The organism is Erythrobacter sp. (assembly GCF_035194505.1).
Lineage (GTDB): Bacteria > Pseudomonadota > Alphaproteobacteria > Sphingomonadales > Sphingomonadaceae > Erythrobacter.
In genome coordinates this window covers 2,196,064-2,222,003 of sequence record NZ_CP136573.1, presented here as the reverse complement: position 1 = coordinate 2,222,003, position 25,940 = coordinate 2,196,064, and the positions used below count along the sequence as shown (strand labels likewise).

Sequence of the window (25,940 nt, the reverse complement as noted above, 5' to 3'; positions counted from 1 at the left end):
GGAGGCGGGGCGGGAGGTCTGCATCGCGCGCAAGCGCGATCGAAAGCAAAGATGCACAAAGGCAACGCCTTGAAACTGTAAATCAGGCGTAATTCAGCCTTCACGCATCCGACGCGGCAGCGTCACCATCGCGTGCGACGGGCAGGGCCTCTCTCCAATAACAGGGAAGCCTTTCATGATCCGTCACACCCATGCGCGCGCCTCGCTGATCGCGCTCTCCGCCATGCTTGCCGCTGCGCCGCAGGCCGCCTTTGCGCAGGACACCGCCGCAGAAGAGCCCGAAGCCCCCGCCTCCGGGAACCAGATCATCGTCACCGCGCAGAAGGTCGAGCAGCGCCTTCAAGACGTGCCGATCACCATCACTGCCACCACCGGTGAACGCATCCGCGAACTGGGCGTGGGCGATCTCGACGAGCTGTCCTACTACGTCCCCGGCCTCCTGATTCAGGAGCAGAGCGCCAACAACCCCGGCGTCGTGATCCGCGGCATCACCTCGGATAGCGGCTCGGCGCAGCAGGGCCCGCGCGTCACGCTCTATTACAACGGCGTCGACATCTCGCGTTCGCGCGGTTCCTATCAGGCGATCTACGATCTGGAGCGCGTCGAGGTGATCAAGGGGCCTCAAGCCACCCTGTTCGGCACCGCCAGCGCAGTGGGCGCGATCAGCCTCGTCTCGGCTCGTCCGCGCGAAGGCGTCTCGGGCGAAGTGCGCGGCGGCTATGGCAACTTCAACCAGACCCTGATCGGCGGCTTCGTCAATATCGGCAATGACACCATCGCCGCGCGCATCGCGGGCGAATGGCGCTCGCGCGATGGCTATGTCGAGAACCTCTCGCCCAACCAGCGCGAAGATCTTTATGCGCAGGATCAGCTGGGCCTGCGCGCCTCGCTGCGCTGGACGCCGACCAGCGATCTGACGGTGGATCTGGTGGGCACCTATGACCAGCAGCGCAATGGCGGCACGCCCTTCGTCTCGGGCCGTTTCCCGGCCTTCACCGGCGCGCCGGGCGGGGCGGCCAATGCCTTCGGCAACGCCAATCTCGGCGGCAATCCGGCGGGCGCCGCGGCGCTGGGCGACGATCAGCTCGGCCTCAACCGCGAGGTCTATGATCTCAACCTGACGCTCGAACACACCTTTGCCGACGGCTGGACCTTCACCACGGTGAACGGCTACCGCAAGTTCGATAGCCGCGAGGTGTTCGACGCCGATGGTTCGGCTGCGCCCTTCCTCGAATTCGCCGAAATCGCCGATGGCTGGCAGGTCAGCCACGAGGGCCGCTTCAGCTACGCCGGCAAGTCGCTGCGGGCGAGCGCGGGGTGGAACGTGTTCATCGAGGACGGCCGCCAGAACGTGCCCTTCGCCACCGAGGAAGGCACCTTGCTCCAGTGCCTCACCTCGCTGTTCGGCGCGCCGCTGATCCCCGGCATTGCCTGCGTCGCGCCCAATGGCTCCGTGCCCGCGAGCGGCGTGACGGCGATTGCCACCGGCGGGGCCTTGACCGCGATCCCCTATTCCTCGGTGTTCGAGAACCAGGGGCACAACGAGGCCTATTCGCTGTTCGCCGACGCCACCTGGCTGGTGAGCGACGCCTTCGAAGTGACCGCGGGCGTGCGCTACATTCACGAATATCGCGAATCCGGCTTCTTTGCGCGGGTGCCCAATTCGGTGCTGAGCCGCGCGGCGCTGATCCCCGGGCAGATCGATACACGCGGGCGCACCTTCTCGGCCAATGACCGCTTCAACGCGGTGCTGCCGCGCCTCAATGCGCTGTTCCGCATCAGCGATGATGTGAACGTCTTCGCCACCGTCTCCAAGGGCCGCCGCTCGCCGGTGGTGCAGGTGGCAGCGCGCCGCAGCGGCACCGATGTGCTGCCCAATGTCAGCACCATCGCGCAGGAGACCGTGTGGAACTACGAGGGCGGGCTGAAGCTCGCCAGCGGCGCGGTCTCGGGCTCGCTCGGGGTCTATTATCAGGTCTATAACGACTTCCAGGTCTCGGTCGCGCAGCTTGATGCCAACGGCAATCCGACCGGCGCCTTCGTCACCCAGAGCGCCGGCAAGGCCAGCAACCTCGGGTTCGAGGCGGAGCTTTCGGTGGAGCTAGCCGACTGGCTGCGGGTGTTCGGCAATGCCGGTTACATCGACGGCGGGATCGACAAGAACGGCGCCTTCTCGCCCGCCTTCTCGGGTGCGCGCTTCCGGCTCCAGCCTGAGGTGCAGGCCTCGGGCGGGTTTACGGTGGACTATGAATTCGGGAACGGGATGCGCTTCTTCGCCACGCCGAGCGTGACCTATCGCAGCCAGATCTTCTTCGAGGTGCCGAACAATCCGCTGATTTCGCAGGACGCGGTGACGCTGGTGAATGCCCGCGCGGGCCTCAGCTTTGCCGACGAGCGGTACACCATCGCCGGCTTCATCCGCAACGCGACCGACGAGAACTATCTGCTCGATGCCGGCAACACCGGCTGGGCCTTCACCATCCCGACCTTCATCCCCGCCGAGCCGCGCTTCTACGGGGTGGAGCTGACCGCAAAGTTCTGACGCGGGCGGCCTATTGCACCATGATCGGGGGCGGGGGGCGCAGGTCTCCCGCCCCTTCGTTTTGGGCGTCGCGCAGCGCGATTTCGTCTGCGGTGAGCGGACGGAAGCGGATGGAGATCGCAGTGAAGCTGCCGTCCTCGCGCTGGCGCAGGGTCACGATCCCGCGCAGGTCGGGCTTTTGCAATTCGCGCTGCATCGCGCCCGCGCGGTCCTGATCGAGATAGAGCCGCCCGCGGGTCAGGCCCTCCCAGCCATAGACGCCGGTGGTGTCGGCCCGCACCGGATGGGCGCAAGGCTCGCCCTCCATAAGCGGGGTTACGCGGGCGAGCGCCGGAGCCCTGCCCTCGAGGCACAGCATCTGCGGCGGGGCATCGCGGAACTCCTCGACCCCGGGCCAGTCATAGGTGAACTCGACATAGTGCCCGCGCAGGAAATCGCGCGGGTCAAAGCCGGCGATCGGCACCTCCCATTCGGTGCCCTGCCGGAAGGTGTGGTCGCTCATCGCCCACAGCCCGCCAAGACCGGCGAGCGGGAGCAGCAGGACGGCGAGTTTCAGCGCGCGGTTCATGCGGCGTCCTCCGCATCATCGGCAGGCGGGGCGAAGGCCTTCGACACCCGCACGGCCACCCATGCCACGCCGAGGATCAGCAGCCCCGAGAGGATCAGCCCGAAGCCCGACAGCAGCAGATCGCTTGCCAGTTCGAAGCTGAGGATAATGAGCCTCAGCGCAATCGCGGCAACCGCCAGCTGGAACACCCCGCGCCAATGCGCTGCCAGCGCAGCGGCGGCGATGCCTGCCCACAGCGCCATGAACAGCAGCGCGGCGGGCATGGTGAACCCGTCCGCAAGATAGGCCAGCGGCGGGATCAGCCCCGCCCCTGCCATGATCGCGCCCGACATCCGGCCGGAGATGCCCGGGCGCAATGCGATGGTCGCCAAGCCTGCCGCCAGTGCGACCGCACCGCTGGTCGCCATGCTGGCCCATTCGGTGGCGAGCCGCTCCTCCCCGAACGCGCCCGACGCGGCAAACGCGGTCGCCAGCGAAGCCCCCGCCACGCCATAGGCGAGCGCAATCTGTTCGAGCCGCCGCCAGAAATCGGGGCGCAGACTGCGGGCGCGCAAGGCAGCGGCAATCGGCGCGAAGGCAACGGGCAGCGCGGTGAGAAAGGCGGTCCACACCAGCAAGGACAGCGAGGGATCGGGCGCGCCGTAGCCGGTAAGGGCAGCGGCATAGTCCCACGCGCACCACACCGCGCCGCCGAGCACCGCCAGCGCACTCGGCCAGCTGCGCCCGGTCAGCAGCAGCAGCGGCACGAACAGCGCCAGCCATGCGGCCAGCGGCTTCCACAGGGGCGATGAGGTCTGGTAGACCTGCCCCAGATGGCCGAAGAAGGTTAGGCCAAGCGCTGCGGTGACAAACACCAGCGCCTCCACCGCCCAGGGCGAATCTGCGGCGAATTGCTCTTCGCGCAGGAACAACACGGCGAGCCCGGCAGCAATCAGTGCAAGATGGACCCCGAGGCGCAGCTGGCCGGGAATATCCTCCCAGTTGGCCGCGATCACCGAGACAATGCCAAGGCCGATGGCGAGCGCCCCGATACCGAAAACCGCCCACAGCGCGAGCGGTCGCGCGTGGGCGGTTTCATAAGCCAGGATCGCATCGCGCGTGTCGGCGTCGATCAGTCCGGCGGCATGCCAGGCGGCAATCTTGCGGGTGCTCATGACGGGCAGGCTAACCCGTCATGGCTCCGGCGGCAATTGCGCGCTTGATTCTACTTCTTGGCGACGAGTTCCTCGCGGGTCAGCACGGTCTGCTCGCGCACCTTGGCGGCGCTGGCGGCCATCACGTCAGCCGGCATGGCGACCATGCCGATCTTGGCGAGCGGGCCGTCCTTGCCCCAGCTCTTCACCCACTCGTCGAGATAGGCGGCAAGGCCGGGGATCGCGCGCATGTGCTGCTTCTTGATGTAGACATAAAGCGGGCGCGCGCCGGGATAGGCGAAGCTGGCGATGTTCTCGTAGGTCGGGGCAACGCCGTTCATCGGCAGGCCCTGCACCTTGTCGGTGTTTTCCTCGAGATAGGAATAGCCGAAGATGCCGACCGAGCGCGGATTGCTCTCGATCTTCTGGACGATCAGGTTGTCCTGCTCGCCCTGATCGACATAGGCGCCGTCGTCGCGCACTTCGGTGCAGATCTGCTTGTACTTGTTCTCGTCGCTGTCCTTGAGCGCCTTGATCGCCGGATCGGCCTTGCAGCCGACTTCGAGGACCAGCTCCTTCAGCGCATCGCGGGTGCCCGAGGTGCTCGGCGGGCCGTAGACGAGGATCGGATCGGCCGGCAGCGCGGGATCGACATCCTTCCAGGTCTTGGCGGTCTGCGGCTTGCCATAGGGCTGCGCGGCGAGCGCCTTGTAGATCGTCTCGGGCGAGAGGTTCAGCATGATGCCGCCCTTGGCCGAGGCGAAGGCGATGCCGTCGAGGCCGACCTGAAGCTCGATGATCTCGTCGACCTTGTTGGCCTTGCAGCTGTCGAACTCGCTGTCCTTCAGCCGGCGCGAGGCGTTGACCATGTCCGGCGTATTGGCGCCAAGGCCCTTGCAGAACAGCTGGATGCCGTTGCCCGTGCCGGTGGATTCGATCAGCGGCGAGCGGAAATCGGTGTTCGAGCGGGCAAAGTTCTCGGCCACCAGCTTGGCGAAGGGATAGACCGTCGAGGAGCCCACCGCGTGGACCGAATTGCGCGAGCCGCCGCTGCTGTCACCCGTGCCGCCGCAAGCGGTGAGGGAGAGGGCAGCCAGCGCGAGCGCGGCGAGAGTGCGGGTGGGAGCGGTGTTCTTCATGTTCATCACAAGGTCCGGATACTGTTGTCTGCCTGCGCGCTAGTCCGCTTGTATGACAACAAAATGACAAATCCGCACGCCCCGCCCGCAGCAGCTCCGGTGCGGCGCGGCAGGGATGGGCCGGCGGCTGGCAGATCAGGCTTTGCATTGCTGCACACGCGCCGCGCCGCCCTGCGAATATCCCCATGAAAACGGATGATTTTTCCTCCGAAACGGAGTTAACGGGCTTAACAGCATATTAGGGGATTTGCTGCTAGTTCCCCGCCATGTTCGCCCCCCGCCACATTTTCAGGCTCTGGATTGCTGCAGTGCTGCTGGCACTGGGGCTGGCCGTGCCGGCTGCGGCGGACGAGCATCACGGCACTGTCGCAACTCCCGTCTGCCACGCCGCAACCGATGCCGCGCGCACCGTCGAAGCCATGATCCCGAAGGATGCCTGGAACTGCACCGGCGAAGGCTGGACCGCGCGCGAACCGCTCGGCTGGCTGCGTTTCGATGCGGCGAGCTGGCAGGGCGAGGTCGTGCCGCGGCACTTCTTCACCCGCACCGCGCGGTTCGAGGCGATCACGCTTTATGCGCTCGATCGTGACGGCAGTTTGCGCGGGGTGCGCTACACCGAAAGCGAAGGCAAATCCTTCCCCGGCGGCCCGGTATTCCAGCTCGCTCTGCCCGAAATCACCCCTGACACCACCGCCGTGCTGGCGCGGATCGAGCGCCCCCATTCGATCCCGCTGCTGACCGAGGCGGGGCTGGTCCGCCATACCGAGGATGCCGCGCGCACGCTGGAAGAGATGATGCTGCTCGCGCTGGTGCTGGGGATGCTGGTGCTGCCGCTGATGTTCGATGTCAGCTTCTACCTCGTCCTGCGCGAAAGCTTCGTGCTGTTCCACGCGCTGATGGTCGTCGCGATGATGGGCTATGTGCTGTTTGCCGGCGGGGTGATCTCGGTGGTGGCAAGCCTGCCGGTGGCCTTCCTCGCGATCATGGCGCCGCTGTGCTGGGCGGTGGGCTGCGGGGCGGCGCTATTGTTCCTCAGCCGCTTCCTCGAACGCGGCGCCCTGTCGCGCGGGATGCGGCGGCTGACTTTCTGGGCCGGGTGCTGGACGATTGCCGTGCCCGGCTTCTTTGCGATCCAGTTCCACGCCACCCAGGCATTCGACGACACCGGCTACTTCCTCACCATCACCCCTGCGGCGGTGATTGTCAGCGTGGCGCTGATCCATGCGATCCTGCGCGGCAGCCGTTCGGCCAAGTGGGTCGCGGCGGCGTGGTTCCCGCTGATCCTCACCTCGATCGAACGCCTTACCCGGGGTCTGGGCGTCTATGCGGGGCCTGCCAGCCTCGATCTGATGATGTTCATGGCGACCGGGATCGAAGTGGTGGTGATCAGCCTCGCGATTGCCGACCGCTTCTTCGCGATCCGTGAAGAACGCGATGCAGCGCTGACCGAGGCGCGGATGCTGGAACAGATCTCGACGCGGGATTCGCTCACCGGCCTGATGAACCGCCGCGCGATCGAGGCGCGCTTCGACGAGCTGCTGACGCAGGGCTTCAACACCTTCGCGCTGATCGATCTCGACCGCTTCAAGGCGATCAACGACCTCCACGGCCACCAGGTGGGCGATGCGGCCCTGATCGCCTGCGCCAACGCGATCCGCACCACCGGCGAGCGGGATTCGATTGCGGTGCGTCTGGGGGGCGAGGAATTCGTGGTGCTGCTGCGCGGCGATCGCACGCTGGAACGTGCCGAGGCGCTGCGGCAGGCGATCCCGATCCGCATCGCGCAGGATGTGCCGGGTCTCGATCTGCCGGTGACCGCGAGCATGGGGGTGATCACCCTCGCCCAGGCGGCGCGGCGCAGCATGGCCTTTGCCGAATTCTACGCCCGCGCCGATGCGCTGATGTACGAAGCCAAGGCAAGCGGCCGCAACCGCCTCGCCTATGAACGCCTCACCGTCTTCGCCGAAAGACCCGCCCCGCGCAAACGCGAGGAAGCGGCGTAGCTTGCTTGCGGTCGCGCTCACGCGCGACACAGACCTCCCGCCCCGACTCCCCGCTCGGCCATCAATAGTACCACTATGTTATGGTGGCCGGGCGGGGAGGCGAGGCGGGTGGTCTGAACCTTCACATAAAAGGCTCCAGCACCTCGGGCCGCACACGGGCGAGCCTGCCAGTGGCCCGATCAAGCATCGCCCATGTGGTCGCGGCACTGACGAGCCGCTTGCCGCTCGCGTCGGTGAACTCCACCCGCCGCAGCGATTTTGCGCCCTGCGCCGGGCCTTCGATCCATGTCTCGGCGGTGACAGTCTCGCCCTCGGAGACATTGCCGCGATAGTCGATCTCGTGCCGCACCACGACCCAGAAGAACGCCGTCCGGTCCTCAGGGCGCGCGACCGCGTCCCAATGGGCGGTGGCCATGTCCTGAATCCACTGCACCCACACGGTGTTGTTGACGTGGCCGAGCTCGTCGATGTGCGTAGGCAGCGCGGTGAAGCTGCGGGTGAAGCGGTCAGCCATGCATCCACTCCGCCCACGGCAGGAACGGCGCGGCATAGAAGGGGAGCAGGAGGATGAACCACGCACGCCACCCGACAATTCCGGCCACGCTCCAGCTCGCGGCGCCCACGAAGGACGCAGGCGCGGCGAGCGCCGCATAGGAATAGTCCTTGAGCGCCGCCAGCCACAGCGCAATCACGGCGGCGCTCGCCACCATTACGACGAGCGACAGGCGGTAGATGATCGTGCCGGGGCTGGTCACTTACCCTCGCTCTTCGGGGCCATGCCCATCTGCCACAGGATGAAGGCGTATTCCTCCGCCGTCTCCTTGAGGCTGTTCCAGCGGCCCGACTGCCCGCCGTGGCCTGCGCCCATGTTGGTCTTCATCAGCAGCAGGTTGTCGTCGGTCTTCACCTCGCGCAGCTTGGCGACCCACTTGGCCGGCTCCCAATAGGTGACGCGCGGATCGTTGAGGCCGGCGGTCACCAGCATCGGCGGGTAGGCCTTGGCCACCACCTGGTCATAGGGCGAATAGGACAAGATATAGGCAAAGGCCTCCTTGCTCTCGATCGGGTTGCCCCATTCCTGCCACTCGCCCGGGGTGAGCGGCAGCTTCTCGTTGAGCATCGTGCCCAGCACATCGACAAAGGGCACATGGGCGACAATCGCGCCATATTGCGACGGGTCCTGATTGATGATCGCGCCCATCAGCTCGCCGCCAGCCGAACCGCCGCTCGCGGTCACCTTGCCTTCCGCGGTATAGCCCTTGGCGATCAGGCCCCGGCCTGCATCGACGAAATCGTTGAAGGTGTTGGTCCGCTCGAACATCTTGCCCTGCAAGTACCAGCGCCGCCCGAGATCATCCCCGCCGCGAATATGGGCGATGGCATAGGCGAACCCGCGATCCACGAGGGAGAGGCGCGTTGTCGAAAAGCCCGGCGGGATGGCATAGCCATAGGCGCCATAGGCATAGAGGTGGAGCGGCCCCGGCCCTTCGATCCCGGCCTGCTTGAGGATTTCCGCGCGGTCCTTGCGCATCATCACGCTGACCGGCACCTGCGTCCCGTCGCGCGCGGTGATCGTCACCCGCTCGGCGACATAGAGGCTCGCATCATATCCGCTCGGGATGACCTGCGTCTTCAGCGTCGTCAGCTTGCCCGTCTTCACGTCATAGTCATAGACCGTGCTCGGCGTGACCATCGACTGATAGGCCAGCCGCAGCTTGCTCACATCATATTCGGGGTTGTTGGAAAGGCCCGCCGTGTAGCTCGCTTCCGGGAAGGTGATCGGCGTGATCTTCGCGGGATCGGCATATTGGCGCAGCTGGATCTGATCGAGGCCGTCCAGCCGCCCTTCGGTGACGAAGAAGTCCTTGTAGAGCTCGAATCCGGTCAGATAGAAATCATCCGATCCGGCAATCACCGTCTGCCAGTCGCTTGGGCTTTCCAGCTTCGCCTTGGCGAGGCGGAAGTTGATGTGATCATCATTGGTCCACACCCACAATTCGCCGTCGCGCATGTCGACAGAATATTCCACGCCCTTGCTGCGCGGCTTCACCAGAATGGGCGTGGCGGTGGGGTTGGCGGCGGGGACGAGGCGGACTTCGCTCGTCTCGTTGTCACCCGTGGCGATGATCAGCCAGTCTTCCTGCGAGGAAAGGCCGGTGCCGACGCCGAAGGACTGGTCTTCCTCCTTGTAGAGCGTCACATCCGCGCTCACCGGCGTGCCGATCACGTGGAGCTTGGCCTCCAGCGTGCGCCACTCCTCGGTCGATGGGCCGTAGACCAGCGCGGTGTCATTCGCGACCCACACCAGATCGCCGCGCAGGTTCTCGATCACATCGGGCAGGTGCTCGCCGGTCTGCAAATCCTTGATCCGCGCGATGTAGCGTTCCGAGCCGTTGGTGTCGGTCGAATAGGCGAGGAAGCGCCCGTTCTGGCTGATCGAGGCCGCGCCGAGGCTGAAATATTCGTGGCCCTCGGCAAGCGCGTTCTCGTCGATCAGCAGTTCGGCCTTGGCTGCATCGGCCATGTCTCCGACAGCCGGCGCGCGGTAGTGCTTGCGATACTGCGCGCCTTCCTCGAACTCGCTCCAGTAGAAGTAGTCGCCATCCTTCTGGGGCACGGTCGAATCGTCCTCCTTGATGCGCGCGCGCATCTCGGTGAACAGGGCTTCGGTGAAGGGAGCCTGCGCGCCCATCTTGGCCTCGAAATAGGCGTTTTCCGCCTTGATGTGATCGAGCACCGCCTTGTCGTCCACGGTGGGATAGGACTTGTCGTAAAGCCAGTCATAGGGGTCTTCGATGGTGATCCCGTGATGCGTGTAGCTGTGCGGCTTCTTGGCGGCGACGGGCGGCTTGATCTCGCCACTATGATCTTGGGCGGCGGAAGACGGGGTGGTCACGCGGGGCTGTTCCTCTCGGGTGGTGTTCGCGGCGGCAGGGGCAAAGGTGGTGGCGGCAAGCGCGCAGGCAAGGGCAAGGCGGCTGATGCGGTCGTTCATGGATCGCTCGGGTCCCGTTGTCGTCTGGGTGGAAAGGGCGGCTCTTTGGGCCTATGTTCGCGGTTGTAACAACACATTGATGGGCGACAAGTGCCCGCGCCCGAGGATCGACGACATGCTGATGCAAACCCATGAAGCCCGCCTTGCCGCCCTGCGCGAGGAATTGAAGCGGCGCGGCCTCACCGGCTTCATCATCCCCATCTCCGATGAACACATGAGCGAATATGTCGGCGACTATGCCCAACGCCTGAACTGGCTGACGGGCTTCGGCGGATCGGCGGGCTTTGCCGCCGTCACCCTCACCCATGCCGCGATCTTCGTCGACGGGCGCTACACCGTGCAGGTGCGTGAACAGGTCGACGGCAATCTGTTCGAATACAAGAGCGTGCCCGCCGATACGCTCGCGGGCTGGCTCGCCGAGGTGGCGGGCGAGGGCGCGAAGATCGCCTATGATCCCTGGCTCCACACCTTCGGCTGGACGCAGGCGCTGGAAAAGGCGCTCGTGCCCAAGGGCATCGCGCTGGTCGCGGCGCAGGGCAATCCGCTGGACGCGGTGTGGGCCGATCAGCCCGCGCCCTCGCCCGCACCCGCGCAGGCCTATGACGAGGCGCTGGCAGGCCGTTCCTCGGCTGACAAGCGCGCCGCGGTAGCCGACTGGCTCGCGCGCGAGGGGCATGACGCGGTGGTGATCCCCGCGCTCGATTCGATTGCATGGCTGCTCAACATCCGCGGGACAGATGTGTCGCACACGCCCGTTGCCCTGTCCTATGTCATCGCCCGCAAGGATGGCAGCGCCGAGCTGTTCATCGCGCCCGAGAAGGTCACGCCCGAGCTGACCCGCCACCTCGGCAATGCCGTGACCATCCGTGATCGCGCCGCTTTCGAAGGCGCGCTGACAGGCGAGTTCGCCGGACAGAATGTCGCGCTCGATCCCGATTTCGCCGTGGTCGGCATTGCGCAGGGGCTGAAGGCGGGCGGCGCCGAGGTCGCCTTCAAGCAGGACCCGACGATCCTTGCCAAGGCGATCAAGAACGCCGCCGAACAGCAGGGCCACCGCGACGCGCAGGCGCGTGACGGCGCTGCGGTGACCAGGTTCCTGCGCTGGCTGGAAGTGGAAGGCCCCAAGGGGGGGGTCGATGAACTCGCGGCCGCCGCCCGCCTCGCCGCCTTCCGCGCCGAGGATGCAGGGCTGCGCGATCTCTCCTTCGACACCATCTCCGCCGCTGCCGGCCACGCCGCGCTGCCGCATTACAAGGTGGACGAGGACAGCAATATCCCGATCCCGCCGGGTTCGATCTATCTGGTGGACTCGGGCGGGCAGTATCCGGGCGGCACGACCGATATCACCCGCACCGTGTGGGTCGGTCCGGGTGAACCCTCGGCGGAAATGCGCGATCGCAACACCCGCGTGCTGAAAGGCCATATCCAGATTGACCGTGCGGTGTTCCCCCAAGGCACGGCGGGCGGCCAGCTCGATGTGCTGGCGCGGCAATATCTGTGGGAAGCCGGCGTCGATTACGCCCATGGCACGGGCCACGGGGTGGGCAGCTTCCTCGGCGTGCACGAAGGCCCGCAGCGCATCGCCAAGCCTTCGGGCGGGCAGGCCGGCACGGGTCAGGAACTGTTTGCGGGCATGATCCTCTCGAACGAGCCGGGCTATTACAAGCAGGGCCACTACGGCATCCGGATCGAGAACCTCGTGCTGGTGGAAGAGCGTGAGATTGCCGGGCAGGAAGGCCGCTATCTCGGCTTCGAGACGCTGACCTTCGTGCCGCTGGACCGCAAGCTGATCGAAAAGAGCCTGCTGACGGCGGATGAAGTGGCATGGGTCGACGCCTATCACGCCAAGGTGCGCAGCCTGCTAGCGCCGCAGCTGGCAGGCGATGATCTGGCGTGGCTGGAGCGCGAGACCGCGGCGCTTTGAGGAGGGCGCCCCGTGCTCGACACGGGGCTTGGCTTCTTTGGTTGCGAACGCGCCTCCGCGCGTTCGTCCTCGGCGAGCTTCCGTCGCTTCGCGCCGGATCGCCTGCGGCTCGCGCGCGTGCGCTCGCGGCCCGTCCGTTGGCGGGCCGATAGCTTGCCACCATCATAGCTTGTGACCGCCTCTATGTTCCTGTAATGTTCCTACATACCGAGTCGCGGTAAGGGAGGAACACAGATGATCGGCTACGTTACCCTTGGCACCAATGATCTGCCGCGCGCGGCGGCGTTCTATGATGCGATTGCCACGCATTTTGGCGTGGGGCGGATGATGGATACGGAAGCCTTCATCGCCTGGGGCGAATGGGGCGGCGCGCCCGGCATCGCGGCGACGGTGCCGTTCGACGGCCAGCCCGCGACCGTGGGCAACGGCGTGATGGTCGCGCTCGAGGTGAAGGCGCCCGATGATGTCCACGCGGTCTATGACATCGCCATGGCCCACGGCGGCAGCGATGAAGGCGCGCCCGGCCCGCGCGGGGATGACGGCTTTTATGCGGGCTATTTCCGCGATCCGGACGGCAACAAGCTCAACGTGTTCTGCATGGTGCAGCCGGCCGAATCTTGAGGCGGGCGGGGCGATTCTGGCCGATTCCGGGCGATTCTTCTCAATCCAGGCCCGGTTTGACCCCCAGTTGACCCCGAGATGACCCCCAGATGGCACCCCGATACCCGATGTTTCACGTGAAACATTGGGGGGTTCGGGGGCCTTTGCGGCGGGATTTCAGCGCATCAGCCCGCCCAGCAGGTTCCTGACAAAGGCGGTTGCGCCGGTGCGCAGCGGGTCAGCGCTCGACTTCTTGCCGAGCACCGCAGCGACCGCCATTGAGGCGAGCGAGCCGCCCGCTGCCGTCATCGCGCTCTTGCCCGCCTTCTCCCACATGGAAGGCCTTTTGCGCTCGCGCTTGCCCACTTCCTCACGGCCCTTTTCGGCCACTTCCACGGCGGTGGCGGCGGCATCGGCGGCCTTGGCGGCCAGCACTTCGGCAGCGCTCTCGCGGTCGGCGCGGGTGTCGTATTTGCCCTCCACCGGACTGACCGACTGGATGATCGCCCGCTCCTTGGGCTCCACCGGCCCGAGGCGCGAACGCGGCGGCTTGATCAGCGTGCGCTCGACAATCGTCGGCGCACCGTCCTCGTCGAGCGTCGAGACCAGCGCCTCGCCCACCTTCAGTTCGGTGATCACGCTCTCGACATCGAGCCTGGGATTGACGCGGAAGGTCTCCGCCGCCGCCTTGATCGCGCGCTGATCGCGCGGGGTGAAGGCGCGCAGGGCGTGCTGGACGCGGTTGCCCAATTGGCCCGCGACTTCCTCGGGGATATCGATCGGGTTCTGGGTGACGAAGAACACCCCCACGCCCTTGGACCGGATCAGGCGCACCACCTGTTCGATGGTGTCCTGCAAGGCCTTGGGCGCATCGTCGAACAAGAGGTGCGCCTCGTCGAAGAAGAACACCAGCTTGGGCTTTTCCGGATCGCCGACTTCGGGAAGCGATTCAAACAGTTCGGACAATAGCCACAGGAGGAAGGTGGCATAGAGCTTGGGGCTGCGCATCAGCTTGTCGGCGGCCAGCACATTCACATAGCCGCGCCCCTTCTCGTCCACCTTGAGAAAGTCGCCGATCTCCAGCGCAGGCTCGCCGAAGAAATGGTCCGCGCCCTGCGCCTCAAAGCTCAGCAGCTGGCGCTGGATCGAGCCGACCGAGGGCTTGGTGACATTGCCATAGGTGCCCGAAAGCGTCGCCGCATTCTCGTTCGCCCATGCCAGCAGCGCGGCGAGATCGGCGAAGTCGAGCAGCAGCAGCCCGTTCTCGTCGGCATAGCGGAAGATAATCTGCAGCACGCCTTCCTGCATCTCGTTGAGATCGAGCAGGCGCGACAGCAGCAGCGGGCCCATCTCCGACACCGTGGTGCGGATCGGGTGGCCCTGCTCGCCGTAAAGGTCCCAGAAAATCACCGGGTTGTCGGCATAGGCATAGTCGGCGATGCCCAGTTCCTTCGCCCGCGATTCAAGCTTGTCGGCGTGCTTGAAGGTGGGCGAGCCCGGCATGGCGATGCCCGACAGATCGCCCTTCACATCGGCGAGGAACACCGGCACCCCGGCGGCGGAGAAGCTTTCGGCAATGCCCTGCAAGGTCACCGTCTTGCCGGTGCCGGTCGCCCCGGCGATCAGCCCGTGGCGGTTCGAGCGGCTCAGCGCCAGCGCCTGGCGCGATCCATCCGCGCCAAGGCCGAGAAAGATGTCGCTTGCCGTGTCCGTCATTACCCGTCCCTTTGCCTTATGCCTTAATCGCTTGAGCTCGCCGTGATGTGCAGGGGGCGGGGGCTTCGGTCAAGTTCTCGACTTGGCCCGGAATTGGGCTAAGAGGACACGCGATGGGTCAGCCGCCGCCATTTGTTCTGCTTGATGATGCCCGCGCGGGAGAAGGCGCTGCCGACGCGCTGCTGTACGAAGCCCCGCGCGCGCTGTTCGTCGCTCACCGTCCGGACGAGGTCGAAGCCGTGCTCGCCGCGGCAGAGGCGGCGCGGGTGGACGAGGGCGGGGCGCTGGCGGGCTATCTCGCCTATGAGGCAGGCCTCGCGCTCGAGCCGAAGCTGGCAGCCCAAGCCGCCGCGCGCTCTGGTGCGGCCGGTCCGCTCGTATGGCTCGGGCTGTTCGATGCCCCGCGCCGGATTGCCGCCGCCGATGTCCCAGTCTGGCTCGCCGATCGGGCCGAGGGCACCGGCACGATCGGCCCGATGGAGCCGCAGCTCTCCCCCGGCGGCTATGCCGAGGCCTTTGCCACCCTCAACGAAGCGATCCGCGCCGGCGACATCTATCAGGCGAACCTCACCTACCCGCTCGCCGGCTCGTTCCGCGGCGATCCGGTCGGGCTCTACGCCGCCCTGCGCGATGGGAGCCGCGCGGGATATGGCGGACTGATTTTCGACGGATCGCACTGGCTGTTGAGCTTCTCGCCCGAGCTGTTCGTCGCCCTCAATGGCGCCGAGGCGAAGGTCAAGCCGATGAAGGGCACCCGCCCCCGTGCCGCCGATCCGGCAGCGGACCGCGCGGCGGTGGAGGAGCTTGCCTCCTCGGTGAAGGACCGCGCCGAGAACCTCATGATCGTCGATCTGATGCGAAATGATCTGTCGCGCGTGGCCGAGGCGGGGAGCGTCCATGTCGATGCGCCCTTCGCGGTCGAGAGCTATCCGACGGTGCACCAGATGGTCTCGACCGTGCGTGCGCGCCTCAGCCCCGGCAAGAGCGCGATGGATCTGGTGCGGGCGCTGTTCCCCTGCGGCTCGATCACCGGCGCACCCAAGATCCGCGCGATGGAACTGCTGGCCGAGGTGGAGCGCGATGCGCGCGGGCCTTACTGCGGGGCGATTGGCCGGATCGACGCAGACGGAAACGCCGCCTTCAACGTCGCCATCCGCACCCTGCGCCTCACGCCCATCGAAAACGGCCAGGGCTCTGCCGTGCTCGGCATCGGCTCGGCGATTGTCGCGGACAGCGATGCGATGGCCGAACGGCGCGAATGCGAGGTCAAGGCGGGCTTCCTGCGCCGCGCTGCACCGAGGCTCACCGCTGCGCAGTGCGATCTGATCGAGACCATGCGCTTCGAGCCGGACAGCGGTATCGCCCTACTCGAACGCCATCTCGCGCGGATGAAGGCGAGCGCCGAAGTGCTCGGCTTTGCCTTTGATCGCCATGCCCTGAGGAACCAGATCCAGGCCCTGTGTTTCGAACTCGACGCGCCTGCCCGCGTGCGCCTGCTGGTCTCGCGCAGCGGGGCGAGCGCGCTGGAGACCGCGCCGGTGCCGCCGATGCTGGAGGAGCCGGCGAAGGTCGCAGCCCTCCCCAATCCGCTCGACCCCAGCGACTGGCGACTGGCGCACAAGACCTCCGACCGCGGCTTCTACGATGACGCCCTTGCCGCCGCCCGCAGCTATGGCGCTAGCGAAGCCGTGCTGGTGCGCGCCGATGGGTTGGTGACCGAGGGCAGCTGGACCAGCGTCTTTGTAGACGGGCCGGACGGCGTGTTGCTGACCCCGCCTGTTACCCTCGGCCTGCTGCCCGGTGTGCTGCGCGAGGAGCTGATCGCGAGCGGACGCGCGCGCGAGGCGGAATTGACACTCGATGATCTGGCGAACGGCTTCCGGATCGGCAACGCCCTGCGCGGGCTGATGAAGGCACAGCTGATATGACCCTCCCCATCCTCTACGAAGACGGCGAGGCGCTGGTGATCGACAAGCCCGCCGGGCTCCCGGTCGATCCGCCGCGCAAGGGCGGGGCGAGTCTCGCAAACCATCTCGAAGCGCTGAAACTCGGCTTCCAGCGCCCGCCCGTGGCGGTGCACCGGCTGGATACGGACACGAGCGGCTGCCTGCTGCTCGCCCGCAATCCCAAGGCGCTCGCCCGCTTCAACCGCGCCTTTGAGGACCGCCTGGTGGGCAAGACCTATCTCGCGATCCTTGCCGGACGCCCGCCGGGCACCAGCGGCACGATCGAATTGTCGCTGGCGAAGATCAGCTCGGCCGAGAAAGGCTGGCGGATGATCGCGGCCAAGAAGGGCAAGCCCGCCGTCTCGCACTGGGAACTGGTCGAGCAGCTGGGGCCGCACAGCCTGATCCGCTTCCGCCCCGAAACCGGCCGCACCCACCAGCTGCGCGTCCATGCGTTGAAGGGCCTCGGCGCCCCGTTGCTGGGCGATCCGGTCTATGGCGCAGGCGCTGTCGCAGGCGCGCGGCGCACCATGCTCCATGCCGAGAGCCTCACTGTCACGCGTGCGGGCAAGACCCCGATCGAGGCCCGCGCACCCCTCCCCGCCGATTTCGCGGCGCTCGGCGCGCGCGATGGATGAACCGGACGCGCCCGAGCCGCTGGTGAGCCGCGCGCTCAGGCTGGCGAGCGAGAGCTTTCTCGCAGGCTCCGGCCCGGGCGGACAGAATGCCAACAAGGTCGCCACCGAAGTCGAGCTGCGCGTCAATATCTACGCCCTGAGGCTCGCTCCGCTGGTGTTCGCGCGGCTGCGGGCGCTGGCGGGCGCGAAACTGGCCGGGAACGGCGATCTGATCATCACCTCCAAGGCGCACCGGACGCAGGAAGCCAACCGCCAGGACGCCCGCGCCAAGCTCGCCGCGCTGCTCGAAGACGCCGAGACCGAACCCAAGAAACGCGCCAAGACCCGCCTCAACCGCGTCGGCAAGACCGAGCGGCTGAAGGTCAAGAAAGTGCGCGGAACGGTGAAGGCCAATCGCAGCAAGCCCCGCGCCGGAGACTGGTAAGCCGCCTTGACTTTTCCCCGTGAATCGGCGAATGGCGCCGCCGTGTGCGGTGTGCCGGGCCTTCCGGGCGCGCCGCGTTTGCTTTTTTGACGCCCGGATCAGCCAGTCTGGCGGGCCAATCGATTTGACAGGAAACCGCCATGGCGAAGCCCAGCACCGTGAAGATCCGCCTCGTCTCGAGCGAAGGCACCGGCTTCTTCTACGTGACCAAGAAGAACCCGCGCAACATCACCGAGAAGATGAGCTTCCGGAAGTATGATCCCGTGGCGCGCAAGCATGTCGAATTCAAGGAAGCCAAGATCAAGTAAGATCGGCTCTCTCGCGCCTGCCCGGCGGGTGGGCGCGATAATTCATCGACAGTTCAAGCCTCCGCCCCTAGTCGCGTCGGCATGACCAGATTTTCCGACACCGCCCGCACCCTGATGCTCGGCCTTGGCGCCGGCACCCTCGCGCTCGGCCTTGTGCCGGCGCTTCCCGCCAGTCTCGCCCCTGCACCGCTCGCCGCGCAATCGGCCAGCGATCTCGATGCCGTGGTGGCCGCGCTGCGGGGCATTTCGACCATGCGCGCCGATTTCACCCAGACCGACCGCGCGGGCAATGTCGCGGCGGGCGTGATGACGCTGAAGCGGCCGGGCAAGATCCGCTTCGACTATGGCAAGGATTCGGACCTCCTCGTCATCTCCAACGGCAAGTCGCTGTTCGTGGTCGATTACGAGGTTGCGCAGGTCGAACGCTGGCCGATCGGCAATTCGCCGCTGGGCGCGCTGTTCGATCCGCAGCGCGACGTGAAGCGCTACGGCAAGCTGATCCCGACCAGCAACAAGGACGTCATCAGCGTCGAAGTGCGCGATCCCAAGAAGCCCGAATTCGGGATGATCAACCTCATCTTCGTGCGCAAGGCGGCCGCGCCCGGTGGCTGGCAGCTGGCCCAGTGGGTCGCGCTCGATGCGCAGAATCACCGCACCCGCGTGCAGCTGTCGAACCAGCGCTACGGCGTGCCGGTGGCCGACAGCACCTTCACCTTCAAAGACCCGCGCCGCACGGCCCGTCGACCGGGATGAACGGCTCCGCGCCGAACGGTTGTATGAAAGCGACAGAATTCTTGCGCCGTTCATGTCGCTGAAAGGGAGAAGCAGCTAATCATTCTCAACAAGGCGGCTGAAGGGCGGTTTCCCCCCTGTTGCCCACCCTTCGCAAGAAGCCCGCCTTGCACATAGCGTGACGAACGCTCAATGGAACCCTCGACCCATCGCCCCCGGGTCGAGGGTTTTTTGTTGTCCGGGCGGTTTATGCGGGCCTGCAAAGCGCTCCGCCCTGCGCTTCCGGTGCTCACGCACATGAAGTGCGCTCCGGTTCTCGGTCGAAGCACTTTTCGGCGACGCCTAAACCACCTGGCCGCATCGCGCCGTGAGGCGAGGCTTCGCCCGCCGATCAGCGCTCCTCCGCGTCCCGCGGCGTTACTTGTCCCAGCCCAGCGCCTTGCGGATGATCGAGTAGATCACGTTCTGCTCGATCACGCCGTGGGCACGCTCGGCGCCGGGGCCGGTGGCGAACAGGGCGACATCCTCGCCGCCGTGGGTTTCGATGCCGGTCGGCACCAGCGCCTGCTGGCGCGCGGCGATGCCGGTCTGCGGCATGGGGCGCTCGCCGCTCACCGCGCCCGGACCATTGGCATAGCCCAATGTGGTATAGGGCTTGCCGTCGGCGGCCAGCAGCGGCGAGACCCCATCGCCGCCATCCTCACCGTTGCCCTTGGGCGGCACCACCAGCCCGAGAATGTCGTTCCCGCGCTTGGGATAGCCCGCGATCGTGAAGACATGGCTGTGATCGGCGGTGACCATGATCAGCGTCTCGGCGGGATCGGTGTTCTCGACCGCATATTGCACCGCCCGCGCGAGTTCGACCGCCTCTTCGAGCGCATAGCCCGCCTGCCCCGCATGGTGGCCGTGATCGATGCGTCCGCCCTCGACCATCAGGTAGAACCCGTCAGGATCGGCCTTCAGCCGCGCGATCGCAGCAGCGGTCATGTCCGTAAGGGTCGGTTCGGACGAGTCCGGCTTGCGCTCTGCCATGAAGGTCATGTGGCTGGGGTTGAACAGGCCGAGCACCGGCTTGTTCATCGGCGCGGCAGCGAGCCCGGCGGCGTCCCTCACCACCACCCCGCCATTCTTCGCGGCCCATGCAGCGGGAAGATCAGCCGCCGCATCGGCGCGCCTGCCGCCGCCTGCCTTGCCGTAGAACATCGCGGTGCCCCCGCCGAGCGCGACGTCGAACTGCGCTTCGGCCAGTTGCAGCGCGATGTCCTTGCACCCGTGCTGCTGGTCGGCGGGGATGTTGGTGTCGCTTTCCCAGTCACGGTCAGCCGAGCGCGAATAGACGCTCGCCGGCGTGGCGTGGGTGATGCGGGTGGTGGTGACGATCCCGAGCGCAAGACCGCGCGTCTTCACCTCTTCGCCCAGCAGCGGCAGCGGGTTCGCCAGCGCATCCTTGCACACGCCTTTTTCCGCCGCCGGCCCGATGCCGAGCACCCCGATGCGGGTCTTCTGTCCGGAGTGGATCGCGGTCGCGGTGCCCGCGCTGTCGGGCACCTGCGCGTTGGTGTTGTAGGTCTTGACCAGCGCGGCATTGGGGAACTTTTCAAAGCTGAGCTGGAATTCCTCGCCGGTCTGACCCTGCTTCTGCCCGGCATAGATGCGCGCGGCGGTGATGGTGGAGATGCCCATGCCGTCGCCGATGAACAGGATCACGTTCTTCGCCTTCGGTTCGGGTGGGGGCGCGTGACGCCGCTCCTTGGCGAACGCGGGGGTGGCGATGGTGCTGGCGAGGAGCAGGGCGGCGAACAGGGTGCGGGTCATGACGGGTCTCCGGGAACGGCCCAGCCCTATCGCGGCCCAAAGCGACATGAAAGTGAAAGCTGGAATTGTGGTGCGCAGCCAACTAAGTCCGCCTCCATGCTGTCTGTTGCCACCTGGAACATCAACTCGGCGCGCCTGCGCGTGGGCCTCATCGAAAAACTGCTCACCGAGGCCGCGCCCGACATCCTGTGCCTGCAGGAAATCAAGTGCGAGAGCCACCTCTTCCCGGCCGAGGCGCTTGCCAGCCTGGGCTACACCCATCAGGCGGTGAGCGGGCAGAAGGGCTATCACGGGGTCGCCACGGTGAGCCGCGTGCCGATCCGCGAAGTGACCCGCCACGACTGGCAGGACAATGGCGAGGCGCGGCATATCGGGGTCGAGGTGCTGGGCCGCGATCTGCTGGTCGAGAATGTCTATGTCCCCGCCGGCGGCGATGTGCCGGACCGCGAAGTGAACACAAAGTTCGGCCAGAAGCTCGATTTCCTCGGGCGGATGACGCGCTGGGCCGACACGCTTGATCGTCCCACGCTGATCGTCGGCGATTTCAACATCGCCCCGCTCGAAAGCGATGTGTGGAGCCACAAGCAGCTTCTGAAGGTCGTCAGCCATACGCCGATCGAGGTCGAAACGCTGGGCCGTTTTCAGGACGCCCACGGCTGGGTCGATCTCGGCCGCCAGTACATCCCCGCGCCGCAGCGCTACTATTCGTGGTGGAGCTATCGCAATCCCGCCTGGCAGGAGAACGACAAGGGCCGCCGCCTCGATCACATGTGGGCCTCGCCCGCAGTGGCGAAGCAGTCCCGCGCGCACCGCGTGCTGGAGGATGCCCGCGCGTGGGAGCAGCCGTCGGATCACGTGCCGCTGATCACGGAGTTTGACCTCTGACGCAGCCGCCATCCCCGTCACGCCGCGCCGCGCAGGCGGTGGATGCGCTGCGCCACGGCTGGCCGCTGGCGTTTGATGGCGGCCCGGTTCTGCTCCCGGTCGAGACCGCGATTGCGCAAGGAGCGGAAGCTGAGCGGATGCTGATCTCCGCCGCGCGCGCCGCCACGCTGAAGCTCGCCAACCAGCGCGAGGCGGCTGTTCCCCACGCTCCCGTCCTGATCGCAGGGGGCGAGGCCTTCACCCTGCGCGATGCGCTGCCGGTGGCCGACCCCGCGCTCGATCTCGGCAATCCGCTCAAAGGCCCGTTCAAGGCGGTGAGCCTCGAATGGGCCGAGACAGCTGCCGCCGCGCTCGAACTGGCGCGGATCGCGGGGATCCTGCCCGCGTTTCTGGTCGATCCGGTGGATGCGGGCGAGGCAGTGCCGGTCGCGGCGAGCGATCTCGCCGCCTATGCCGACGCGGGCGCCTTGCGCATCGTCACCCGCGCGCGCCTGCCGGTCTCGGCTTGCGAGGATGCCGAAATCGTCGCCTTCCGCTCGGCGGCGGACCTGCGCGAACATGTCGCGCTGATCATCGGCACGCAGTCAGGCGACCGCCAGCCGCTGGTGCGGCTCCATTCGGAGTGTCTGACGGGCGACATCCTCGGCAGCCTCAAATGCGACTGCGGCCCGCAACTCGACGCCGCGCTCCACGCCATGGCGCACGAGGCGCGGGACAGCGGCGGATGGGGCGTGCTGCTCTACATGCGGCAGGAGGGGCGCGGGATCGGTCTCGTCAACAAGTTGCGCGCCTACCGCCTGCAGGATCAGGGGTTCGATACAGTCGAGGCCAACCAGCGCTTGGGCCTGCCCGATGAAGCGCGCGATTTCCCGGTGGCGGCGCGGATGCTGGAGCTATTGGGGGCGGGCACGATCCGCCTGCTGACGAACAACCCGGCCAAGGTCTCGGCGCTGGAGGCGGCGGGGATCACGGTCAGCGAGCGCGTGCCGCACCAGCTCCCGGAGAACCCCCACAACGCCCGCTATCTGGCGACCAAGCGCGATCGGTCAGGGCATCTACTGTTGTGACCGCCGTCACCTTCCGCGAGGAACGCCCCGGCGACGAGGCGGCGATCCACGACATGGTGCGGCGCGCCTTTATCGGCCGCCCCTATGCCGACGGCGACGAGCAGGAGGTTGTCGACCGGCTGCGCGCCGACGGTGATCTGCTGCTATCGTTGGTGGCCGAACAGGACGGGGCGATCATCGGCCAGATCACCTATTCGCCCGCCTTGCTGGTGAACGGTGATCAAGGCTGGGTGGTGCTCGGGCCGGTCGCGGTCGATCCGGCCCATCAGGGGCGAGGGATTGGTCGCGCGCTGATCGACGCGGGCGAAGAGATCATGCGCGGGCGCGGCGCTGCGGGGATCACGGTGCTCGGCAATCCCGCGATCTACGGGCGCTTCGGGTTTGAACAGAACACGCCAATGTGGCTCGCCGGGGAGCTGGGCTGGGCGTTTCAGGTCAAGAGCTTGAACGGAACGATCCCCGCGACCGAACAGCGCTATGTCCGCGCTTTTGATCCCCCCGAGGCCTAACGCTTCTCGAACTGCGTGATCCCGCCCGCCAGCCGGTTGCCCTGCATCACCACGCGCTCGCCGGTCCAGTCGGCGAGGAAGGCGCTCTGGCGGCTGAGGCCGGGGACGAAGCGGGCTTCGTTGCTCTCGATCCTGAGGCCCGCCGAGGGGTGGAGGATGTCCTCCGCCCCCAGCGCGATAAAGGCGGCGTAGTTCTCCTTGTCGCGGCCCTGCACGAACCAGTTGTCGGCAATCCGGCCGCGCGATCCGGCGGGCAGATCGATCATGTAATTGGTGGTGCGCCCGTTCGCGTCGTCGAAGCTGTTGTTCTCGATGGTGACCTCGGCGGCGCGGGCCTTGAGGTAATGGCCGCCGGTGCCGCGCTCAAACCGGCTCTCGCGCACGGTGAGCGAGGCGATGTCGCCGATATAGAGCGAATGCGCGCAGCCCGCGTCGTTCTCGCAGGTGCCCAGCCCCGAGAAGGTCGAGCGGAGGATATAGACGCGGATCGAAGGATCGGCGGCGGTGAGGATGCCCTGCTGGCTGTTGGTGAAGCGCGCATAGGCGACATTGAGCATGCCCGCCTCCAGCCGGATGCCGGCACCATTGCCGTCATCGACATTGATGCCGGTGAAGCCGAGCCCGCGAATCTCCGCCCCCGTGCCGCGCAGCACCAGCGCCGCTTTGCCCTCGCAGGCGCGGCCCGCCAGCGTGGCACTGCCGGGTTCGGCGGCCTCGTAAACGATCACCCCCTGCTCCTGCACCGCACATTCGCGGTAGGTGCCGGGCGCGATGCGGATCGTGGCGCGGCTGTTGCCGACCGCGTCGATCGCGTCCTGCAGGCTCGAATACTCCCGCCCGGTTTCGACGACGGTGAAGGCAGCCGCAGCAGGCGCGGCAGGCTGGGCGACGAGGCTGGCCGAAGGCAGGGCGGTGGCCGCAATGAGGCCAAGGGCGGCGGCGGAAGTCAGGCGCTTGTTCATCATGGCTGCAATCATACCCGCGCCCGCCATGCCTCACCACCGCTTGTGGAGGAGGTGTGCCCATTTGACACTTGGCGTTGCCCCATCGGCTTGGTTATGGCTTGCAGGGAGCGGTTCGAACACCCGCCCGAGGAGAGAGTTTGCGATGACAAAGATTGCCCCCCTGGCTCTGGCTATCCCTGCGATGCTGTTGCTGGCCGCTTGCGGCAGCGCCGATGACGCATCGACCGAGGCGAGCGCCGACACGGTCGAAATGCCCGCCGATGAAGCGCTGGCTCCGGTGAACGAGACGCCCGCGGCCGATGCCGATGCGACCGCCACCGATGCGCCGGGTGCCGAAGAGACGCCGTCCGCCACCGCCTCGGATGCGGCCGATGCCGCCGCCGATGTCGCCGCAGAGGCAGCCGCGGCTGCCGAAACCGCCGGACAGTAAGCTTGCGCCGCGCCGCGCCCGTCCTGGTGATGCTTGCCGCCAGCGTTCTGCTGGCCGCTTGCAGCGATGGCGGCGCTGAAGCACCGGGCGGGGTAAGCGAGGGCGAGGCCAAGGCATTGGACGAGGCAGCCGAGATGCTCGACAAGCGCAGCCTGCCGCCCGAAGCGCTTCCGCCCGAAGCCGGCCCACCGCCTGCGCCTGCTGCCGAAATGACAGGCGACACGCCCGCCCCGTCCGGCCAGTGAACCGACCGACCCCCTAACGACCAGCGGCCCGCCGTGCCGGCAGGGTTGCACCCGCCAAGGACACCACACACATGAACGCCGCATCCGCGATTGCCGCGAGCCGTAACCCGGGAATGGACGAGGACAGTTTCGAGCAGTTCGCCGAGCAGCTCACCCGCTACGTCCGCGAACGCCTGATCCCTGCCGAAGCGCAGGTGATCGCCGATGATCGCATCCCCGAGGATATCATCGCGGAAATGCGCGAGATGGGCCTGTTCGGCCTCTCCGTGCCCGAGGAATATGGCGGCGCGGGGCTCAACATGACGCAATATGCCCGCGTCGTGAACATCATGGCCTATGCCGCTCCCGCCTATCGCTCGATCTTCTCGATCAATGTCGGCATGTTCGCGAGCGCGCTCAAGAACGGCGCGACCGAGGCCCAGAAGGCCGAATGGTATCCTAAGATCGCCGAGGGGCGCATCGCCTGCTTCGGCCTCACCGAGCCGGGTTCGGGCAGCGACAGCGCGGGCCTTGCGACCACCGCCGTGCCCGATCCGGACGGCAATGGCTGGATCCTCAACGGCACCAAGCGTTACATCACCAACGCCCCCCACGCCGATGTCGCGCTGATCATGGCGCGCACCAGCAAGGAGGCGCTGCCCAAGAACGCGCACGTCTCCGCTTTCCTCGTGCCGATGGACAGCGCAGGCGTCTCGCGCGGATCGCCGGACAAGAAGATGGGCCAGTCAGGCAGCCACATCTCCGACATCATGCTCGACGATGTGCGCGTGCCGGGCGATGCGCTGCTTGGCGGGGAGACCGGCAAGGGCTTTGTCTTCGCGATGAAGAGCCTCGACAACGGGCGCATTTCGGTGGGCGCAGCGGCGACCGGCTATGCCCGCCGCGCGCTCGATTCCGCGCTGCGCTATGCCAACGAGCGCAAAGCCTTTGGCGAACCCATCGCCAACTTCCAGCTGATCCAGCAGATGCTCGCCGACAGCGAGATCGAGATCTATGCTGCCGAAGCGATGATGAAGGACGTCACCGCCCGCGCCGATGCGGGGGAGAACATCCTCGTCAAGGCCGCCGCCTTCAAGGTCTTCGCCAGCGAGATGTGCGGCCGCGTGGTGGACCGCGTGGTGCAGATCTACGGCGGTGCCGGATATCTGGCCGAATATGACGCCGAACGCTTCTTCCGCGATGCGCGCATCTACCGCATCTACGAAGGCACGACGCAGATCCTCCAGCTCCAGATCGCCAAGCACATGCTGCGTGAGTGGAGGGATTCTTGATTTTCCGCACGCCCTCCGGCGCGCGAAATCCTCGCTCATGCGACCTGAAGGTCGCGTCGCTGCGGGCGCGCGTTCGCGCTTGCGG

At 66.7% G+C, this 25,940-nt stretch carries 24 protein-coding genes; 15 read left to right on the top strand and 9 right to left on the bottom strand.

Going from position 1 to position 25,940, the window contains the following annotated elements; genetic code table 11:
* Positions 1-175 precede the first annotated feature (175 nt).
* Positions 176-2,542 (top strand): TonB-dependent receptor, encoded by a 2,367-nt coding sequence (locus RSE14_RS11000; RefSeq protein WP_324073622.1) that lies wholly within the window; start codon positions 176-178, stop codon positions 2,540-2,542.
* Positions 2,543-2,552: 10 nt separating this feature from the next.
* Here the strand turns inward: RSE14_RS11000 and RSE14_RS10995 are convergent, their stop codons facing one another.
* The 3 genes from RSE14_RS10995 to RSE14_RS10985 are packed head-to-tail and all read right to left on the bottom strand — an operon-like array spanning position 2,553 to position 5,388.
* Positions 2,553-3,110, bottom strand: a complete 558-nt coding sequence (locus tag RSE14_RS10995; RefSeq protein ID WP_324073620.1) for a GDYXXLXY domain-containing protein — start codon at positions 3,108-3,110, stop codon at positions 2,553-2,555.
* Positions 3,107-4,264, bottom strand: a complete 1,158-nt coding sequence (locus RSE14_RS10990) for a DUF2157 domain-containing protein (protein WP_324073617.1) — start codon at positions 4,262-4,264, stop codon at positions 3,107-3,109. The genes RSE14_RS10995 and RSE14_RS10990 overlap by 4 nt, the downstream gene beginning before the upstream one ends.
* A 50-nt stretch (positions 4,265-4,314) precedes the next feature.
* Positions 4,315-5,388, bottom strand: a complete 1,074-nt coding sequence (locus RSE14_RS10985; protein ID WP_324073614.1) for a substrate-binding domain-containing protein — start codon at positions 5,386-5,388, stop codon at positions 4,315-4,317.
* 302 nt (positions 5,389-5,690) lie between these two features.
* Here RSE14_RS10985 and RSE14_RS10980 point away from each other — a divergent pair, with 302 nt between their 5' ends.
* On the top strand, positions 5,691-7,385 hold the full coding sequence (locus RSE14_RS10980) for a sensor domain-containing diguanylate cyclase (protein ID WP_324073613.1): 1,695 nt from the start codon (positions 5,691-5,693) through the stop codon (positions 7,383-7,385).
* Positions 7,386-7,506: 121 nt separating this feature from the next.
* Here the strand turns inward: RSE14_RS10980 and RSE14_RS10975 are convergent, their stop codons facing one another.
* The 3 genes from RSE14_RS10975 to RSE14_RS10965 are packed head-to-tail and all read right to left on the bottom strand — an operon-like array spanning position 7,507 to position 10,380.
* Complete coding sequence (locus RSE14_RS10975) at positions 7,507-7,899, bottom strand: acyl-CoA thioesterase (RefSeq protein ID WP_324073610.1); 393 nt, start codon at positions 7,897-7,899, stop codon at positions 7,507-7,509.
* Positions 7,892-8,140, bottom strand: coding sequence for a hypothetical protein (locus RSE14_RS10970; protein ID WP_324073608.1), 249 nt, complete (start codon positions 8,138-8,140; stop codon positions 7,892-7,894). The genes RSE14_RS10975 and RSE14_RS10970 overlap by 8 nt, the downstream gene beginning before the upstream one ends.
* Positions 8,137-10,380: a S9 family peptidase gene (locus tag RSE14_RS10965; protein WP_324073606.1), complete on the bottom strand. Its 2,244-nt coding sequence runs from the start codon at positions 10,378-10,380 to the stop codon at positions 8,137-8,139. The genes RSE14_RS10970 and RSE14_RS10965 overlap by 4 nt, the downstream gene beginning before the upstream one ends.
* A gap of 115 nt (positions 10,381-10,495) precedes the next feature.
* On the opposite strand from RSE14_RS10965, the gene RSE14_RS10960 reads away from it, so the two are divergent.
* Together RSE14_RS10960 and RSE14_RS10955 are read left to right on the top strand one after the other, a co-directional pair.
* Entirely contained in the window at positions 10,496-12,304 is a 1,809-nt protein-coding gene (locus tag RSE14_RS10960) for an aminopeptidase P family protein (RefSeq protein ID WP_324073604.1), read from the top strand.
* Positions 12,305-12,538: 234 nt separating this feature from the next.
* Positions 12,539-12,925 carry a VOC family protein gene (locus RSE14_RS10955; protein ID WP_324073602.1) on the top strand — a complete coding sequence of 129 codons (387 nt, stop codon included), beginning with the start codon at positions 12,539-12,541 and terminating at the stop codon, positions 12,923-12,925.
* 156 nt (positions 12,926-13,081) lie between these two features.
* Here RSE14_RS10955 and RSE14_RS10950 read toward each other — a convergent pair whose 3' ends face one another.
* Positions 13,082-14,620, bottom strand: coding sequence for a helicase HerA-like domain-containing protein (locus RSE14_RS10950; RefSeq protein WP_324073600.1), 1,539 nt, complete (start codon positions 14,618-14,620; stop codon positions 13,082-13,084).
* Between the two features lie 113 nt (positions 14,621-14,733).
* On the opposite strand from RSE14_RS10950, the gene pabB reads away from it, so the two are divergent.
* The 5 genes from pabB to RSE14_RS10925 all read left to right on the top strand — a co-directional run bounded on the left by pabB (position 14,734) and on the right by RSE14_RS10925 (position 18,689).
* The gene (gene pabB, locus RSE14_RS10945; RefSeq protein WP_324073598.1) at positions 14,734-16,548 is read left to right on the top strand and encodes an aminodeoxychorismate synthase component I; all 1,815 of its coding nucleotides are present in this window, start codon (positions 14,734-14,736) and stop codon (positions 16,546-16,548) included.
* Positions 16,545-17,204, top strand: coding sequence for an RluA family pseudouridine synthase (locus RSE14_RS10940; RefSeq protein WP_324073596.1), 660 nt, complete (start codon positions 16,545-16,547; stop codon positions 17,202-17,204). Before pabB ends, RSE14_RS10940 begins: the two co-directional genes overlap by 4 nt.
* Entirely contained in the window at positions 17,197-17,628 is a 432-nt protein-coding gene (gene arfB, locus RSE14_RS10935) for an alternative ribosome rescue aminoacyl-tRNA hydrolase ArfB (RefSeq protein ID WP_324073593.1), read from the top strand. Before RSE14_RS10940 ends, arfB begins: the two co-directional genes overlap by 8 nt.
* Positions 17,629-17,768: 140 nt before the next feature.
* Positions 17,769-17,936, top strand: coding sequence for a 50S ribosomal protein L33 (gene rpmG, locus RSE14_RS10930; protein ID WP_324073591.1), 168 nt, complete (start codon positions 17,769-17,771; stop codon positions 17,934-17,936).
* An 81-nt stretch (positions 17,937-18,017) separates the two neighbouring features.
* The gene (locus RSE14_RS10925) at positions 18,018-18,689 is read left to right on the top strand and encodes a LolA family protein (RefSeq protein ID WP_324073589.1); all 672 of its coding nucleotides are present in this window, start codon (positions 18,018-18,020) and stop codon (positions 18,687-18,689) included.
* A gap of 396 nt (positions 18,690-19,085) precedes the next feature.
* On the opposite strand, the gene RSE14_RS10920 is transcribed toward RSE14_RS10925, so the two are convergent.
* On the bottom strand, positions 19,086-20,483 hold the full coding sequence (locus tag RSE14_RS10920) for an alkaline phosphatase (protein ID WP_324073587.1): 1,398 nt from the start codon (positions 20,481-20,483) through the stop codon (positions 19,086-19,088).
* Positions 20,484-20,579: 96 nt separating this feature from the next.
* Here RSE14_RS10920 and RSE14_RS10915 point away from each other — a divergent pair, with 96 nt between their 5' ends.
* The 3 genes from RSE14_RS10915 to RSE14_RS10905 are packed head-to-tail and all read left to right on the top strand — an operon-like array spanning position 20,580 to position 22,944.
* The gene (locus RSE14_RS10915; protein WP_324073585.1) at positions 20,580-21,368 is read left to right on the top strand and encodes an exodeoxyribonuclease III; all 789 of its coding nucleotides are present in this window, start codon (positions 20,580-20,582) and stop codon (positions 21,366-21,368) included.
* Positions 21,369-21,406: 38 nt separating this feature from the next.
* Positions 21,407-22,435, top strand: a complete 1,029-nt coding sequence (ribA, locus tag RSE14_RS10910; RefSeq protein WP_324073583.1) for a GTP cyclohydrolase II — start codon at positions 21,407-21,409, stop codon at positions 22,433-22,435.
* Entirely contained in the window at positions 22,432-22,944 is a 513-nt protein-coding gene (locus RSE14_RS10905; protein WP_324073581.1) for a GNAT family N-acetyltransferase, read from the top strand. The genes ribA and RSE14_RS10905 overlap by 4 nt, the downstream gene beginning before the upstream one ends.
* Here the strand turns inward: RSE14_RS10905 and RSE14_RS10900 are convergent.
* A complete protein-coding gene (locus RSE14_RS10900) occupies positions 22,941-23,909 on the bottom strand; it encodes a right-handed parallel beta-helix repeat-containing protein (protein ID WP_324073579.1) in 969 nt (322 codons plus the stop codon). The two genes, RSE14_RS10905 and RSE14_RS10900, sit on opposite strands and share 4 nt — an antisense overlap.
* Positions 23,910-24,051: 142 nt before the next feature.
* Between RSE14_RS10900 and RSE14_RS10895 the strand changes: the two genes are divergently transcribed.
* The 3 genes from RSE14_RS10895 to RSE14_RS10885 all read left to right on the top strand — a co-directional run bounded on the left by RSE14_RS10895 (position 24,052) and on the right by RSE14_RS10885 (position 25,855).
* Positions 24,052-24,339 (top strand): hypothetical protein, encoded by a 288-nt coding sequence (locus tag RSE14_RS10895; RefSeq protein WP_324073577.1) that lies wholly within the window; start codon positions 24,052-24,054, stop codon positions 24,337-24,339.
* A 2-nt stretch (positions 24,340-24,341) separates the two neighbouring features.
* On the top strand, positions 24,342-24,584 hold the full coding sequence (locus tag RSE14_RS10890) for a hypothetical protein (protein ID WP_324073575.1): 243 nt from the start codon (positions 24,342-24,344) through the stop codon (positions 24,582-24,584).
* Between the two features lie 71 nt (positions 24,585-24,655).
* Positions 24,656-25,855 carry an acyl-CoA dehydrogenase family protein gene (locus tag RSE14_RS10885; RefSeq protein WP_324073573.1) on the top strand — a complete coding sequence of 400 codons (1,200 nt, stop codon included), beginning with the start codon at positions 24,656-24,658 and terminating at the stop codon, positions 25,853-25,855.
* Positions 25,856-25,940 lie beyond the last annotated feature (85 nt).